Origin of the sequence: Buchnera aphidicola (Mindarus japonicus) (assembly GCF_039393905.1) — a bacterium.
Lineage (GTDB): Bacteria > Pseudomonadota > Gammaproteobacteria > Enterobacterales > Enterobacteriaceae > Buchnera_A > Buchnera_A aphidicola_B.
On sequence record NZ_CP135030.1, the window covers coordinates 151,649 to 167,373 of the forward strand.

At 23.2% G+C, this 15,725-nt stretch carries 14 protein-coding genes; 13 read left to right on the plus strand and 1 reads right to left on the minus strand.

All coding sequences use genetic code 11. From position 1 onward, the window contains the following. The first annotated feature begins 43 nt into the window (after positions 1-43). The 9 genes from nuoG to folC all read left to right on the plus strand — a co-directional run bounded on the left by nuoG (position 44) and on the right by folC (position 11,387). Complete coding sequence (nuoG, locus tag RJT65_RS00720) at positions 44-2,758, plus strand: NADH-quinone oxidoreductase subunit NuoG (protein WP_343152975.1); 2,715 nt, start codon at positions 44-46, stop codon at positions 2,756-2,758. Between the two features lie 37 nt (positions 2,759-2,795). After that, positions 2,796-3,722, plus strand: coding sequence for an NADH-quinone oxidoreductase subunit NuoH (nuoH, locus tag RJT65_RS00725; RefSeq protein ID WP_343152977.1), 927 nt, complete (start codon positions 2,796-2,798; stop codon positions 3,720-3,722). 33 nt (positions 3,723-3,755) lie between these two features. Further along, positions 3,756-4,295 carry an NADH-quinone oxidoreductase subunit NuoI gene (gene nuoI, locus RJT65_RS00730; RefSeq protein ID WP_343152979.1) on the plus strand — a complete coding sequence of 180 codons (540 nt, stop codon included), beginning with the start codon at positions 3,756-3,758 and terminating at the stop codon, positions 4,293-4,295. A 24-nt stretch (positions 4,296-4,319) separates the two neighbouring features. Further along, positions 4,320-4,832 carry an NADH-quinone oxidoreductase subunit J family protein gene (locus tag RJT65_RS00735; protein ID WP_343152981.1) on the plus strand — a complete coding sequence of 171 codons (513 nt, stop codon included), beginning with the start codon at positions 4,320-4,322 and terminating at the stop codon, positions 4,830-4,832. Positions 4,833-4,869: 37 nt separating this feature from the next. Beyond that, the gene (nuoK, locus tag RJT65_RS00740; RefSeq protein ID WP_343152983.1) at positions 4,870-5,172 is read left to right on the plus strand and encodes an NADH-quinone oxidoreductase subunit NuoK; all 303 of its coding nucleotides are present in this window, start codon (positions 4,870-4,872) and stop codon (positions 5,170-5,172) included. Then, a complete protein-coding gene (nuoL, locus tag RJT65_RS00745; protein ID WP_343152984.1) occupies positions 5,169-7,004 on the plus strand; it encodes an NADH-quinone oxidoreductase subunit L in 1,836 nt (611 codons plus the stop codon). The genes nuoK and nuoL overlap by 4 nt, the downstream gene beginning before the upstream one ends. 91 nt (positions 7,005-7,095) lie before the next feature. After that, the gene (locus tag RJT65_RS00750) at positions 7,096-8,592 is read left to right on the plus strand and encodes a complex I subunit 4 family protein (protein WP_343152986.1); all 1,497 of its coding nucleotides are present in this window, start codon (positions 7,096-7,098) and stop codon (positions 8,590-8,592) included. A 44-nt stretch (positions 8,593-8,636) separates the two neighbouring features. Further along, positions 8,637-10,097 carry an NADH-quinone oxidoreductase subunit N gene (locus RJT65_RS00755; RefSeq protein WP_343152988.1) on the plus strand — a complete coding sequence of 487 codons (1,461 nt, stop codon included), beginning with the start codon at positions 8,637-8,639 and terminating at the stop codon, positions 10,095-10,097. 21 nt (positions 10,098-10,118) lie between these two features. Continuing rightward, positions 10,119-11,387 (plus strand): bifunctional tetrahydrofolate synthase/dihydrofolate synthase, encoded by a 1,269-nt coding sequence (gene folC, locus RJT65_RS00760; protein ID WP_343152991.1) that lies wholly within the window; start codon positions 10,119-10,121, stop codon positions 11,385-11,387. 20 nt (positions 11,388-11,407) lie between these two features. Here folC and RJT65_RS00765 read toward each other — a convergent pair whose 3' ends face one another. After that, the gene (locus RJT65_RS00765) at positions 11,408-12,355 is read right to left on the minus strand and encodes a ribose-phosphate pyrophosphokinase (RefSeq protein ID WP_343152993.1); all 948 of its coding nucleotides are present in this window, start codon (positions 12,353-12,355) and stop codon (positions 11,408-11,410) included. 304 nt (positions 12,356-12,659) lie between these two features. Between RJT65_RS00765 and prfA the strand changes: the two genes are divergently transcribed. The 4 genes from prfA to sirB1 all read left to right on the plus strand — a co-directional run bounded on the left by prfA (position 12,660) and on the right by sirB1 (position 15,585). After that, complete coding sequence (gene prfA / locus RJT65_RS00770) at positions 12,660-13,751, plus strand: peptide chain release factor 1 (protein WP_343152995.1); 1,092 nt, start codon at positions 12,660-12,662, stop codon at positions 13,749-13,751. Beyond that, on the plus strand, positions 13,741-13,905 hold the full coding sequence (locus RJT65_RS00775; RefSeq protein WP_343152997.1) for a hypothetical protein: 165 nt from the start codon (positions 13,741-13,743) through the stop codon (positions 13,903-13,905). The genes prfA and RJT65_RS00775 overlap by 11 nt, the downstream gene beginning before the upstream one ends. Before the next feature lie 5 nt (positions 13,906-13,910). Then, positions 13,911-14,573, plus strand: coding sequence for a peptide chain release factor N(5)-glutamine methyltransferase (gene prmC, locus RJT65_RS00780; protein WP_343152999.1), 663 nt, complete (start codon positions 13,911-13,913; stop codon positions 14,571-14,573). A 202-nt stretch (positions 14,574-14,775) separates the two neighbouring features. Continuing rightward, positions 14,776-15,585 carry an invasion regulator SirB1 gene (gene sirB1 / locus RJT65_RS00785; RefSeq protein ID WP_343153001.1) on the plus strand — a complete coding sequence of 270 codons (810 nt, stop codon included), beginning with the start codon at positions 14,776-14,778 and terminating at the stop codon, positions 15,583-15,585. Positions 15,586-15,725: the final 140 nt, after the last annotated feature.

A 15,725-nucleotide genomic window follows, 5' to 3' on the forward strand; every position in this document is an offset into this window, starting at 1 on the left:
TAATAGTAAAATATTCAATGTATTAGGCAATTCGGAAATACTTATGTTTAAACTTCGTATAGATAATGTGCAATACTTTATAAAGAAATCTACTAATATTTTAGAAGCTTGTTTATCAGTAGGAGTAGATATACCTTATTTTTGCTGGCATCCTATGTTAGGTAGCATAGGAGCATGTAGACAATGTGCAATTAAACAATACAGTAGCGATAGCGATAAGTCGGGCAAAGTTGTGATGGCTTGTATGACTCCATTAAGTAAAAAAACAATTATTTCAGTAAAAGATGGTGAAGTAAAAAAATTTAGAAAACAAATAATTGAATTTTTAATGATTAATCATCCTCATGATTGTCCTATTTGTGAGGAAGCGGGAAGTTGTCATTTGCAAGATATGACAGTTATGACAAAGCATAATATACGTCGATATAGATATGAAAAAAAAACACATTTAAATCAATATTTAGGACCTTTTATACAACATGAGATGAATAGATGTATCAAATGTTATCGTTGTGTTAGATACTATCAAGATTATTTAGATGGAACTGATTTAGGAGTTTTTGGAAGTGCAGATAATATTTATTTTGGACGTTTAAAGGAAGGTATGCTTAACGATGAACATTCTGGAAATTTAGTAGAAATTTGCCCTACAGGAGTTTTTACTGATAAAATATATTCTCATAATTATAGTAGAAAATGGGATATGCAATATGCACCTAGTGTTTGCCAATATTGTAGTGTTGGATGTAATACTGTAATAGGAGAACGTTTAGGAAAAATAAGAAAAATAGATAATAGATACAATAAAGAAATAAATCATCATTTAATATGTGATTTAGGTCGTTTTGGATTTGGATATTCTAATTTAGAAAATAGGCCTAAATATTCACAAGAAAAAATTCAAGAAAAATTTATTAATTTAAATAAAGAAAATATTTTAAAAAAAATAAAAAATATTTTTAATAATTCTAGTCAAATTATTGGCATAGGTTCATCAAGAGCTAGTGTGGAAAGTAATTTTACATTACAAGAATTGGTAGGAAAAGAAAACTTCTCTATAGGAGTATCTAAAAATGAAAAAATTTTATTAAATTTTATTTTTGATTTAGTAAAAAATAGAAATTTTTCCGTTCCTTCTTTATCAGAAATAGAAAATTGTGATGTTATTTTAATAATTGGTGAAGATTTAACTCAGGTTGCTCCTAGAATGGCATTAGCAGTAAGACAAGCAGTTAAAAAAAGACATGAAAAAATAGCAAAAAAATTAGATATTCCATTGTGGAATAGTAAATCAATTTTAAATGCTTCTCAAAAAAAAAGAAATAAATTATTTATAACAAGTATAGATACAACAAAGTTAGATGATATTTCTTCATGGAATTATTATGCTTCTTGTGAAAAACAATCGGAATTTTGTTTTTTATTAGCTGAAAAAATAAAGAATTTATCTTTTTCTGAAAAAAAAACAGATTATTTTTATGCAGAAAAAGTATCTTTAATTGCTAAAGTTTTACTAGATGCAAAAAATCCATTAATCATTTCAGGTTCTCATTCTGGAAGTCTAGAACTTATTAAATCAGCTTCTAATATTACCCAGGCATTAATAAAACATAGTAAAAATGTAAATTTAATATTTGTAACTCCAAATGCCAATAGCCTAGGAATAGCATGTTTAGGAGGAATGTCAATTGATACAGCTTTAAAAAAAGCTATGACTAAAAAAGATAGTTCTTTGATAATTCTAGAAAATGACTTATATCGACATATCTTAAAATCAAAAATTAATAAAGTGTTAAAGTTTGTAAAAAATATTATAACAATAGATCATATTTCTACTTCTACCATTAAGAAAAGCACGGTAATTATACCATGCACAAATTTTTTTGAAAGTTCTGGTACAATTGTTAATTATGAAAGTCGTGCTCAAAGGTTTTTTAAAGTTTATGATCCTAACTATTATAAAAAAAATTTTTTTATACTAGAAAGTTGGAGATGGTTAACTTTATTTAAAAATATATTTTTAAATAAAAAAGATGAAAATTTTGTATTCGATGACATTGTACATGATTGTAGCAATAAAATCCCAGAATTTAAAAAAATTACTTTGATTTCTCCCAAATCAGATTTTCGGGTTTTTGGGCAAAAAATAGCACGTTCTCCTCATAGATACAGTGGCAGAACAGCTATTTTTTCAGATAAAAATATTCATGAACGTCAACAACCTGAAGATAAAGATACGATGTTTTCATTTTCTATGGAAGGAAATCAACCTTTTAATCGAGATATATCACATATTCCGTTTATTTGGCTTCCAGGTTGGAATTCCGTTCAAGCATGGAATAAAGTTAAAATTGAGGAAAAAAATAAGATTTCTTTTGATGCTCATTTATTTTCAAAAAATATTTATAATAAAATTCCTTTTTTTAAAAATGATCAGATTGTTAAAAACATAGATGAAAGTTGGAAAATATCACCGTATTATTTATTATATGGAAGTGAAGAAGTAACTCAAAAAAATCCAACTATATTAAAATTAATAGATCCTATTTATATTAAAATAAACAAATCAGAAGCAATAGCTCTAAATTTAAAAGAAAATAGCATTGTTACGTTTTTTTATTTAAAGGAAAAATTTACTTTTAAGGTAAAATTTTCTATTTTTTTAGATAAAAAAATACTTGGTTTACCTATAGGTTTTCCTAAAGTTCCTCTTTTTCTTTCTGGAAAAAATATTAAAAATTTAAAAATAGAAAAATAATGTATATTTAATTAGATAAGTAAATAGGAATTTTTTCATGCTTAAAACTATAATTTTATTGTTAATAACAATTTTATTTGCTGCTACATTGAGTGTAATTGAAAGAAGATTATTAGGGTTGTTTCAAAATCGTTATGGTCCAAATAGGGTAGGATGGCAAGGATCGCTTCAGTTAGTAGCGGATATGATTAAAATTTTTTTTAAAGAAGATTGGATTCCTCCTTTTAGCAAAAAAATAACATTTATATTAGCTCCTATTATTTCATTTTCTTCATTATTATTGGTTGCACCTATTATTCCTATTAGCGAAAAATTATTAGTTGTCAATCTTAATATAGGTATCTTATTTTTTTTAATGATGGCTAGTTTATCAATTTATGCTATATTGCTTGCCGGATGGTCAAGCAATAATAAATATGCTTTATTAGGTGCTTTACGAGCTTCAGCACAAACTTTAAGCTACGAAATTTTTTTAGGATTATCTTTAATGGGTGTTGTTATCCGTGCAGAATCCTTTAATATGTTTGATATTTTAAATAGTCAAAAACATTTATGGAATATTGTTCCTCAGTTTTTTTCTTTTATAACTTTTTTTATATCTAGTTTAGGAATTTCTCATAGACATCCTTTAGATCAACCTGAATCTGAACAAGAATTAGCTGATGGTTATCATATTGAATATTCAGGAATGAAATTCGGACTATTTTTTATAGGAGAATATGTTTCAGTAATAATTTTATCTGCTTTGATGACTATTATGTTTTTAGGAGGATTTTACGGTCCTTTTTTTTCTTCCGTAATATGGTTTTTAATTAAAATGATAATTTTAATTTTTGTTTTTATTTTAATACGTGCTTCCTTGCCTCGCCCTAAATATAATCAAATAATTTATTTTAGTTGGAAATATTGCTTTCCAATTTCTTTGTTGAATACATTTTTTACGGCTATATGGTTAATATGTTAATAAATTATTAAAAAAGTAAGGTTTAATATAATTATGAAAAAAAGTATAAAAAATATTTACAGCCAGATTCGAAGCATTTGGATAGTTTTTAAAAACATCTTTTCCAAACGAGAAACTAAATTATATCCTGAAGAAAAAGTTAATTTATCTTTTCGTTACAGAGGAAAAATAGTTCTTACAAAAACAAAAAAAGGTGAAGAAAGGTGTGTAGCATGCAACTTATGTTCTGCTGTTTGCCCTGTAGATTGTATTTCTTTACAAAAAAAAACTAATAAAAAAAATAAACGTTGGTATGCAAAATTTTTTAGAATTAATTTTTCTAGATGTATTTTTTGTGGATTATGTGAAGAAGCTTGTCCAACTGCAGCAATTCAGTTAACTCCTGATTTTGAATTAGGAGAATTTAAACGTCATAATTTAATTTATGAAAAAGAGGACTTGTTAATATCTGGACCGGGAAAATATTCAGACTATGATTTCTATAATCATACAGGTGTAGCTATTAAAGGGAAAAAAAAAGGAGAACTTAAGAATGAATCCAAACCAATTAATAGAACTACTTTACTACCTTAATATCATTCATAGAGAATATATTCAATGGAACTAATAATTTTTTATTTTTTTGGAATTATTACAATTATTGCAACTTTATTATTAATTTTTCAAAAAAATGCAATGTATGCTTTATTTTATTTAATTATTTCTATTTTATCTATCGCAGGAGTTTTTTTTTCTTTGGGTGCTTATTTTTCAGCTGCATTAGAAATTATTATTTATGCAGGTGCTATTATGGTTCTTTTTATTTTTGTAATTATGATGTTAAATCATAAAAGCATTTTAAATATTAGAAAAAAAAGAAATATAGTAGAATTAATAGGTTTATTTTTTTTATTTTTTTCATTATTAAAAATAATATTTGACTTAAATGATATATTTTTTGAAAAAAAAATATATTTTGAAGTAATCAGTACAAGAATTACTGGAATTAAACTATACAATTTATATGGAATAATAATAGAATTAATTTCTTTTCTTTTATTAGCAGTTTTACTGACTATTTTTCATTTCGGAAAAGATCATTATCGATCAAAAGGATATAAAAAATTTTAAATTAAAAAATATTTAAGTTAATAAAAAAGGATTATTTATGATTCCTATTGCACATGGTTTAATGCTTTCTTTTCTTTTATTTTTTTTAGGAATTTGTTCTCTTGTTTTTCGCCGGAATTTTTTATTTATATTAATTTCTTTAGAAATAATAATAAATGCTATTACAATAGCTTTTATTGTTGCAAGTAGCTATTGGCATCAAGTAGAAGGACAAATTATGTATATTTTTTTGATTACTATTGCTGCTTCAGAAGTTAGTATTGGTTTAGCTTTATTATTACGTTTATATAAATATTCTAAAGAATTAGATACTGATAGATTAAGTGAGATAAATCAATGAGTATAAGCATTATATGTTCTATATTTTTGATTCCTTTGATAGGATTTTTTTTATTGACATTTTTCCCTAAAAAATTTTTAGATACTTATTCTTCTTTAATAGGGAGTGGATCGATTGGGTTTTCATTTTTAATTACTATATATATAAGTTGTATTTTTTTTCTTGGAAAAAAAATAGAAGAAGTTAAACATTTATGGAGAATTATTTCTTTAGAAAATTTTGATGTTAGTTTAAATTTAATTGTAGATAAATTATCCTTAACAATGTTAATTATGGTTCTGGGTGTAGGTTTTCTTATACATATATTTAGTATTTGGTATATGAGTTTTGAGAAAAATAATTCTCGTTTTTTTTCTTATACTAATTTATTTATTTTTAGTATGTGTATATTAGTATTATCAGGAAATTTAATTTTTATGTATATGGGATGGGAACTAGTTGGAATTTGTTCTTATTTTCTTATAGGATACTACTTTAATGATGTTAAAAATATCCAATCAGCAATGAAATCATTTATTACTACTAGATTTGGAGATATTTTTCTATTATTAGCTATAGTTATGGTTTATTATCAATTCGGAACATTTGAATTTCAAAAAATTAATTATTTATTAAAATGTAATTTATATTCTCAATATTCATTAGAATTAATTGCTTTATTTTTTTTATTAGGATCGATTGGAAAATCAGCTCAAATTCCACTACATACTTGGTTGCCAGATGCAATGAAAGGTCCTGCTCCGGTATCGGCATTAATACATGCAGCTACAATGGTAACAGCAGGAGTATATTTAATATTAAGAATGCATCATTTGTTCTTTTTGACTCCAAAAATATCGTATCTTTCAGGGATTATAGGATCTATAACTTTATTATTAGGAAGCGTATTAGCAATTTATCAAACTGATATAAAAAAAATATTAGCTTATTCAACAATAAGTCAATTGGGATATATGTTTGTAGCTATAAGTATAAATGCTTGGAATGCTGTTATCATTCATTTAATTACACATTCGATTTTTAAAGCTTTATTATTTCTTTCTGCAGGATCTTTAACCATAGCTTCAAAAAATGAACAAAATATATTTAAGATTCCTGGATTTCGAAAAACTTTACCAATTACTTATTGGAGTTTTATTATAGGTGGATTGTCTTTATTATCTTTTCCTATCATTACATCTGGATTTTATAGTAAAGAGTTAATTATTTTATATTTATTTTATAATGGATCTTACATATTTTTTATATCTAGTATAGTAGGTGTATTTTTAACATCAATTTATATTTCCAGGTTAATTTTTATACTTTTTTTTAATAAAAAAAATGTTAGTATGAGATTTTCTTTTAATTTTTTTAAAATAATACCTTTAATCATATTAGCAATATTTTCTACATATATAGGACATGTATTATTCATTCCTTTATCAAAACTATTTATAGAAATAAATTTTTTAGGAAAGAAAAAAATTTTACTAGAATTATTAAGCAGTCTACTTATATTTTTTGGTCTGTGTACGTCATATTATAAATATTATTTAAAGAAAAATTTTTTTTCCTATTTGTTCAAAAATATTTGTAATTGTAAATATTACTATTCAATATTCAAATTTTTAAATTTTGATTATATATATAATTTTTTTATTATAAGTCCGTATTTATTTATTGTTAAATTGATTTCATTGGATCCATTAAAAAAATGTATTAGTTTATTTAAAGTGCTAATTGTAAATATAAATAAAATATTGTTTTTAAACTCAGATACTTATTTACATCGATATATATCATCTATAATAATAGGATTATTAATGATATTTTTATTTTTAATAATATAAAAAAATATAATAATAAATTTTTATTAAATATAAACATTTTAAAAAACTAACTTGTTAAATAATATTTTTATCAAATAGGATTATAATACCAATGTTACTTTTTTTATTAATTATAATTCCCTTATTAGGAGGGTTTTTAAGTTGGACATCGGAATATTATAGTATTAAGTTTCCCCGTTGGGTTGCTTTAATAACAGTAAGTATTGTATTGATTATATCTTTATATATATGGACGAGTAATATACATAACTTTTATTATCAAACTTCTTATTCTCATTGGATAGTTGAATTTATATATCCTTGGATCCCTAGATTTGGAATATTTTTTCATTTAGCTATAGATGGTTTTTCATTATTAATGGTTATATTAAGTTCGATATTAAGTATAATATCAGTATTGTGTTCATGGAATTTATACAAACAGCGTTATCAAGGAATATTTTTTCTTTCATTATTACATATTTTTTCAGCAACATTAGGTATTTTTTTATCGATCGATTTATTTTTATTTTTTTGTTTTTGGGAAGTTATATTAATTCCAATTTATTTATTAATTATATTTTTTGATAGTAAAGATCATGAAAAAAATAACAGAATTTCTGCTGCCAATACTTTTTTTATGTATTCTCAATTATCAAGTTTTATAATGTTATTAGTTATTATTGGATTATCTATTTTATATTATTTAAAATTTAATATTTGGACGTTTGATTACAATTTATTAATTAAACTTTATAATGAAAATGCAGACTTTTCTGTTTTAGAATATATTTTAATGATTGGATTTTTTATTGGATTTGCCATAAAAATTCCAATAGTACCTTTTCAGGGATGGTTGCCTAACGTTCATCGATATCTTCCTATGATAGGATCTATTGATATAATTGGATTTTTACTAAAAACAGGAATTTATGGAATTTTAAGATTTGTAATTCCATTTTTTCCTAATTCATCACATAATGTTTCTAACTTTTTTATTTTTTTAGGAATTATGAATTTTTTTTATGGAGCATTTCTTGCTTTTTCACAAAAAGATTTGAAAAATTTAATTTCATATGGATCTATATCGCATGTAGGAATAATTTTAGTAGCAATTTACACTTATAATAAAATTTCTTATCAAGGAGCTATTTTATATATAATTTCTCATGCACTTTCTACTTCTGCTTTATTCATTGTATCTGGTTTAATAAAAAAACATTTTTATACTAGAAATATATATAAAATAAATGGTTTGTTAGAAAAAGTTGGTTGGTTACCAGGATTCTTTTTATTTTTCTGTTTATCCACTATAGGCTTACCAGGAACCGGTTCTTTTATTGGAGAACTTATGATATTAATTGGTGTATTTAATAGAAATCCAATATTTTTTGGAATTTTAATTATTGGCTTAATATGTTCTATATCATATACACTAAAAATGATGCAAAATGTTTGCTATGGTAATTACAATAATATATCGAAAAATATTTCAATTTCTATTATTGATATTTTAGTAATGTTAATTATTTTAATTTCTTTATTTTTTGTAGGATTAAATTCGAAAATTATTATTGATACTTTATATTTAACAAAATCATTTATTTAGAATTTTTTTTAAATTTTTTTATCTAAAAGGTATAATTTTTGATTATGATAGTTTCTAAACAATTTATTGGATTATTGCCATTATTAATTTTAATGTTAAATAGTAGTATTTTGTTTCTTTTTATTTCATTAAAAAAAGATTTAATTTTGATAAAAAATGTAAATATATTAGGGTATGTATTATCTTTTTTATCTTTATTTTTAATGAATAAAGATGTTTTTATAAATATAGGAACAATATTTTCTATTAATTTTTTTTCTATTATATATTTTAGTATTTTTTTATTAGTAGGATTATGTTCTTCTATATTTTTTTCAGATCATAAAAAACAGTGTGTTCAAAATCCAGAAAATTTTTATTTGTTAATAAATTTATCTGTTATAGGTTCTATGTTTGCAATTATTTCTAATCATATGATATCCATGTTTGTAGGTATAGAATTAATGTCGTTACCGATGTTAGCGTTATCTGGTTATTTTATAAACGAAAAGACATCAATTGAAAGTGCTTTAAAATATTTAGTTTTATCTACATTATCTTCATGTTTTCTTTTATTTGGAATGGCATTAATTTATTGTATTTCTGGACATTTAAATTTTTTTCATTTTAATGAATTATCTATTTTTAATTTTTATAATAATAACAAAATTATATTATTTTCTTGGTGTTTTATATTAACTGGATTTGGTATTAAAACAGCTATTTTTCCATTTCATTTATGGAGCCCAAATATTTATAAAGGAGTTTCTTTTCCTTCATTACTATTTTTTTCTACTATCAGTAAAATAGTACTATTTATTATTTTAATAAATTTTGCTATATTTTTCCCTAAAAAAATTTTTTATGACTTATTACTAATAATAAAAATGTTTTCATTTTTTTCAATTGTATTAGGAAGCATAATGGCATTATTTGAAAAAAATATTAGAAAATTAATAGCATATTCTTCTATAGCATATTTTGGTTCTTTATTAATTTCTGTTATTACCGTACTTAGTAGTAAACACGCTCTAATAGCTTTTGGAGTGAACATCATTAATTATATATTTTCTAGTATAGTTTTTTTAGGAGTTTTAAATATTATTTCAGCAAATGATAAGAATCATTATCATGATGATGATTTTTTTTATAAAGGTTTATTTTGGAGAAATCGAATTCTTGCTATATTAATAACAACTTCAATTTTTTCTCTTGCTGGAATTCCTCTTACGATAGGATTTTTTAGTAAGTTTTATTTATTTTTTCTGATAATACAACAAAAATTATGGTTTTTAGGATTTAGCTTGCTTTTAGCAAGTACATTAGGAATGTACTACTATTTACGTATTTTAGTAAATATTTTTTCTAGAAAAAATATTTTTAATAAAAATATTTTATTAAAGGAAAATAAAATTTCTAATAATTGGGCATTTACTTTTTCTGGAATTTTGATAGTGATTTCTACTATTATAATTTTATTTTTTGGAATTAATCCAAATTTTTTAATCAATATTTTTTCAATATAAAATTTTAAAAAAATATAAAATATGTTAAAAAAAATAATATATAAAAAAAAATTATCTTTTTTTGAATGGATAAAATATCTTAAATTTTTTAAAAGAAAAAATTTTTTTGATATAAAGAATGTAATAAACATAGCTAAAAAGTTAGGTTTATTACATTGTTTTACTTTTATTTTTGTTGTTGCAGGTACAAATGGAAAAGGAAGCGTTTGTTATATTTTAGAAAAAATTTTGTTAAATTCTAATTATAAAGTAGGTTTATATACTTCCCCTCATTTAGTTAGTCACTTAGAACGTATTCGTATTAACGGAAATTTTTTAAATGAAAAATTTCATATTCTAGCTTTTAAAAAAATTGAAGCAGTTAGAAAAAATCTAAAAATTAGTTATTTTGATTTTATAACATTATCTGCTTTGTTTTTATTTAAATATTTTAAGGTAGATATTATTATTCTTGAAGCAGGATTAGGGGGAAGATTAGATGCTACTAATATTATGCCTAATGATATAAGTATTATTACTAATATTGGTTTTGATCATAAAGAAATTTTAGGAAATACTCGTTTTAAAATAGCTTACGAAAAAGCAGGAATATTTAAAAAAAATAAAATAGCGATAATAGGAGAAGAAAAAGATATTCCAAATAGTATTAATTTACTTGCAAAAAAAAGAAATACTTTATTAAAGAAAGTTAATTCTGAATGGTTTTATCAAAAAAAAGAAAAGAATTGGAATTTTATAAGCAAAAAATGGAAGTTTTATGATTTAGAGTATTCAAATATTTCATTAATAAATATTTCAATGGCTTTTTCAGCATTATCAGAATCTAATTTAGATATTAATATTGATTTTTTAAAAACAAAATTATTTCCTATTAACATTCCAGGTCGTTTTTCTATAGTACAAAAAAAACCTTGTGTGATTTTGGATGTCGCGCATAATTCGCATGCTTCCTTATATTTAGCTAAAAAAATAAAAAAAATTTCTAAAAAATATTCAAAAATACATGCTGTAATCGGAATTTTAGAAAAAAAAGATTTTATCGGAATTATTTCAAATTTTCTAGGAATAATTAAAAAATGGAATTTTTCTTTGTTAAATCAAAATAAAGAAGTATATACAACTTATATAAATAGTGTTTTATCAATGCAAGAAGATTATACTATTTTTAATAGTGTTCAAGAGTCCTGGGAAAAAGCATATTTTTCAGCATCTAAAGAAGATTTAATATTAGTTTTTGGATCATTTGTAACAGTATCTGAAGTTATGAAAATTTTAAATATCAGTGTATAAACATTTAAAATAGTATAAATTTAATGTTCAAACATAGCAGAAATAGATTCTTCATTACTAATTCTTCTAATAGCTTCAGCTAACATCCCTGATAATGTTAGGGTGCGTATGTTTGGAAGAGATTTTATTGAACTAGATAAAGGAATTGTATCACAAACTATTACTTCATCAATAACGGAATTTCTTAAGTTTTTTTTGGCATTCCCTGAAAAGATAGGATGAGTAGCATAAGCAAAAACTTTTCTAGCTCCTCTTTCTTTTAGTGCTTCTGCGGCTTTGCATAATGTTCCTGCAGTATCTATTATATCATCTACTAAAACACAATCTCTTTTTTCTACATCTCCAATAATATGCATCACTTGAGAAACATTTGCATGAGGTCTTCTTTTATCGATTATAGCCATATCAGTATCATGTAATAATTTAGCTATCGCTCTCGCTCTAATTACCCCTCCTATATCTGGAGAAACAACAATAGGATTTTTAAATTTTTTCTTCAACATATCTTCAAACAAAACTAAACTACCAAAAACATTATCTACAGGAATATCAAAAAATCCTTGAATTTGTTCAGCATGAAGATCAACTGTTAATACCCGATCTACTCCAACTATAGATAAAAAATCTGCTACTATTTTCGCAGTAATAGGAACTCTAGCGGATCGAACTCTTCTATCTTGTCTAGCATAGCCAAAATAAGGAATAACAGTTGTAATTCTACCAGCCGAAGCTCTCCTTAAAGCATCTACTATAACAACTAATTCCATTAAGTTATCATTTGTTGGAAAACAAGTAGATTGAATAATAAATATATCTCCTCCTCTTACATTTTCATTAATTTGAACGCTTATTTCTCCATCGCTAAATCTTTCAACAGTAGCATTACTTAAATGTAAAAATAGTCTTTCAGCAATACTTTTAGCTAATTCTGGAACAGAATTTCCAGAAAATAATTTTATGTCATGCATATAATTTCTCTTATAAAAATTATTTAAGATAATAGAAGCTTAGATAGTGAACAATAAATGGTTTTTTAAAAAAGGTTAAATTATTTTTTTAATAAAATTAATTTGAAATATGTTTTTAAAGCATTTAGATTTTTAGGAAAATTTTATACTTTTTTATTAAAAAATAATATGACTACTATTATATACTAAAAAAAAAAATTTAAAATATTTTATTATTGGCATGTATAATGTTTAAAATAAATAGATAAATTTTTTTTTAAATTTAATTTTTAATAATGAAAATTAAAAAAATAAACGGTGATTTATGAAACCTTCTATTATTTCTAAATTAGAAATTTTATATACTAGATATAAGAAAATAGAATTTACTTTATCAAATATTAATAAGATTTCAAATAAAACAGAATTAAAAGATTTGTCGAAAGAATATCTAAAAATTTCTAAAATAGTAAAATATTTTATCAATTGGAAAAAATATAAAAAAGATATTCAAGTAACAAAACAATTGTTAGAAGATATAGAAATAAAAAAAGTTGCAGAAGAAGAGATAAGAAAATTAGAATCTTATAAATTTTCTCTAGAAAAAAAAATAAAAATTTTATTATTACCTAACGATCCTTATGATAGAAAAAGTTGTTTTGTTGAAATTAGAGCCGCCACGGGGGGTGATGAAGCAGCGATATTTGCTGGAGATTTATTTAGAATGTATAGTAGATATTCGGAAATAAATCGTTGGAAAATTAACATTATTAATATGAGCGAAAGTGAAAAAGGAGGATTTAAGGAAATTATTATTAAAATAACAGGTAAAGAAGCATGTAAAAAGTTAAAATTTGAGTCAGGAGGACATCGTGTTCAAAGAGTACCTGAAACAGAATCACAAGGAAGAATTCATACCTCTACGTGTACAGTAGCTATTATGCCTGTTTTACCAATATCAGAAGAATTTAAAATTAATCCTTCTGACTTAAAAATTGACACTTTTCGTTCTTCAGGAGCAGGAGGACAACATGTAAATACTACTGATTCTGCAATTCGAATAACTCATATTCCTACTGGACATGTAGTAGAATGTCAAGATGAACGATCACAACATAAAAATAAAGCAAAAGCATTATCAATATTATCAGCTCGTATTCATGCTGCTGAATTAGCAAAAAATAACGCTAAAAATGCTTCTATGAGAAAAAGTTTATTAGGCAGTGGAGAGCGATCTGACAGAAAAAGAACGTATAATTTTCCTCAAAATAGAGTAACTGAACATCGTATTAATTTAACAGTATATCGTTTAAATGAAATATTAGATGGAAAATTAGACATTTTAATAAATCCTATGCTTGAAAAATATCAATCAGATATTCTTTCTTCTTCATTAAAGAAAAAAAATGAAAATTAAAAATTGGTTAAATTTAGCAGAAAAGAAATTGATACATAGTAATAGTCCTAGATTAGATGCTTTGTTAATAATGTCTCATGGAATAAAACGATCTTTTACCTGGATTATATGTTTTTATGAAAAAAAAATTAAAGATAAAGAAAAAAAAAAATAAATATTTTGTTAAATCGTAGAATTTTATGTGAACCAATAGCATATTTAATAAAAAAAAAAGAATTTTGGTCTTTACCACTTACTGTATCTCCCTTTACTTTTATTCCTAGACCAGAAACTGAAATTCTAATTGAGATTATTCAATCTATGTTTAATAATAATTCTAAATTCCAAATTTTAGATTTAGGAACAGGTTCTGGAGCAGTTGCTTTATCTTTAGCAAGTATATTACCAAATTCTTATATAATAGGAGTAGATAATAGCCATGAAGCTATAAAGATAGCGAAGATAAATGCAGAAAAATTATTAATAAAAAATGTATTTTTCAAGTTTAGTAATTGGTTTTCTTCGTTAAAAAACATAAGTTTTAATATTATAGTTAGTAATCCACCTTATATTGATGTTGAAGACTTTCAAAATCTAGAATCGGATATTTTCTTTGAACCTTATTCAGCCTTAGTATCTTCTGAAAAAGGATATTTTGATATTAAAAATATCATACAAAATTCTCAAAAGCATTTATTAAATGAAGGATGGTTATTAATAGAACATGGTTCTACTCAGAAAAAATTTATAAATGAATTTATGAAATTTAATAATTTTAAAAATGTTCATAGTTATAAAGATTATCAAGGATTTTATCGTGTTACAATAGGACAGAAAAAGTAATTTTTTTTTAATAAATATAAGCAGTTCAACTCTTTTTAAAAATTCGGTATAATATTTTTATATATAAAAACTAAATATTTTATTTAATATTTAATAGGTATTAAATTTATTTAATTTAACCAAAAAATTAAAAATAATTTATGAATAAAAATATATTTTTTTTAAAAAAATACTAATTTAAATAAATATTATTGAGAGTAATATGAAAATTTTTTCTAATATTGATTTTTCTAAACAATCCATTTTTGAATCTATGTTAGTAGCTTTTAAGCTGATAAGAAAAAACTTTCCTACTGAAGAAGTAAAAAAAGAGTTAAAATTCCGATTAGAAGAAGTAAAATTCTTAATTAGAGATGAAAAAAATGAAATTAATAAACTAAAAAAAATGTTGAAGATATTTTATTCAAAATGGGGATTTGGAGGGGCAAAAAAAAAATATAAGTTATCTGATGTTTTATGGATTGATAAAGTTTTAAAGACACGTCAAGGAACAGCTGTTTCATTGGGAATAATCTTACTTTATATGGCAAAAGAATTGAGTTTATCGTTAACTCCTATAATTTTTCCAACTCAGCTTATTTTAAAATCTGATTTAAAAAATAAAAAATCATGGTTAATTAACCCTTTTAATGGAGAAACTTTAAATGAACATATATTAGAAGTTTGGTTAAAAGGAAATATTAGTCCTACAGCTACATTGTATAAAAATGATTTAAATCAAGCAAAGTCGTTAACAGTTATTAGAAAAGTGTTAAATACTTTAAAAGCAGCATTAATGGAAGAAAAAAAAATGGAATTAGCTTTAAATGTAAGTAATTTGTTAATTCAATTAAATCCAAATGATCCCTATGAAATTAGAGATAGAGGATTAATTTACGCTCAACTTGAATGTGGAAAAGTAGCACTAAGTGATTTAACATATTTTATTGAGCATTGTCCCGAAGATCCAATTAGTGAAATTATAAAAGTTAAGATACATTCTATAGAGCAAAAAAGAACAACTTTTCATTAATAATAAATTTAATAAAAAGTTTACTTAGATTTAATTAATTATTTTTATAAATAAATTCTTTGAATATTAGTTAAATTATTAGTAATTTAGTTATAAATTAAAATAAATATATTTTGTTTATTAAGATAAATGTATAATTA

Bases quoted from the DNA above. Each gene is read 5' to 3' on its own strand.
- nuoG (WP_343152975.1), top strand. From the start codon at position 44: ATGTTTAAACTTCGTATAGATAATGTGCAATACTTTATAAAGAAATCT.
- nuoK (WP_343152983.1), top strand. From the start codon at position 4,870: ATGATTCCTATTGCACATGGTTTAATGCTTTCTTTTCTTTTATTTTTT.
- sirB1 (WP_343153001.1), top strand. From the start codon at position 14,776: ATGAAAATTTTTTCTAATATTGATTTTTCTAAACAATCCATTTTTGAA.
- RJT65_RS00735 (WP_343152981.1), top strand. From the start codon at position 4,320: ATGGAACTAATAATTTTTTATTTTTTTGGAATTATTACAATTATTGCA.
- prfA (WP_343152995.1), top strand. From the start codon at position 12,660: ATGAAACCTTCTATTATTTCTAAATTAGAAATTTTATATACTAGATAT.
- nuoL (WP_343152984.1), top strand. From the start codon at position 5,169: ATGAGTATAAGCATTATATGTTCTATATTTTTGATTCCTTTGATAGGA.
- nuoI (WP_343152979.1), top strand. From the start codon at position 3,756: ATGAAAAAAAGTATAAAAAATATTTACAGCCAGATTCGAAGCATTTGG.
- RJT65_RS00765 (WP_343152993.1), bottom strand. From the start codon at position 12,355: ATGCATGACATAAAATTATTTTCTGGAAATTCTGTTCCAGAATTAGCT.
- folC (WP_343152991.1), top strand. From the start codon at position 10,119: ATGTTAAAAAAAATAATATATAAAAAAAAATTATCTTTTTTTGAATGG.
- RJT65_RS00775 (WP_343152997.1), top strand. From the start codon at position 13,741: ATGAAAATTAAAAATTGGTTAAATTTAGCAGAAAAGAAATTGATACAT.
- nuoH (WP_343152977.1), top strand. From the start codon at position 2,796: ATGCTTAAAACTATAATTTTATTGTTAATAACAATTTTATTTGCTGCT.
- RJT65_RS00750 (WP_343152986.1), top strand. From the start codon at position 7,096: ATGTTACTTTTTTTATTAATTATAATTCCCTTATTAGGAGGGTTTTTA.
- RJT65_RS00755 (WP_343152988.1), top strand. From the start codon at position 8,637: ATGATAGTTTCTAAACAATTTATTGGATTATTGCCATTATTAATTTTA.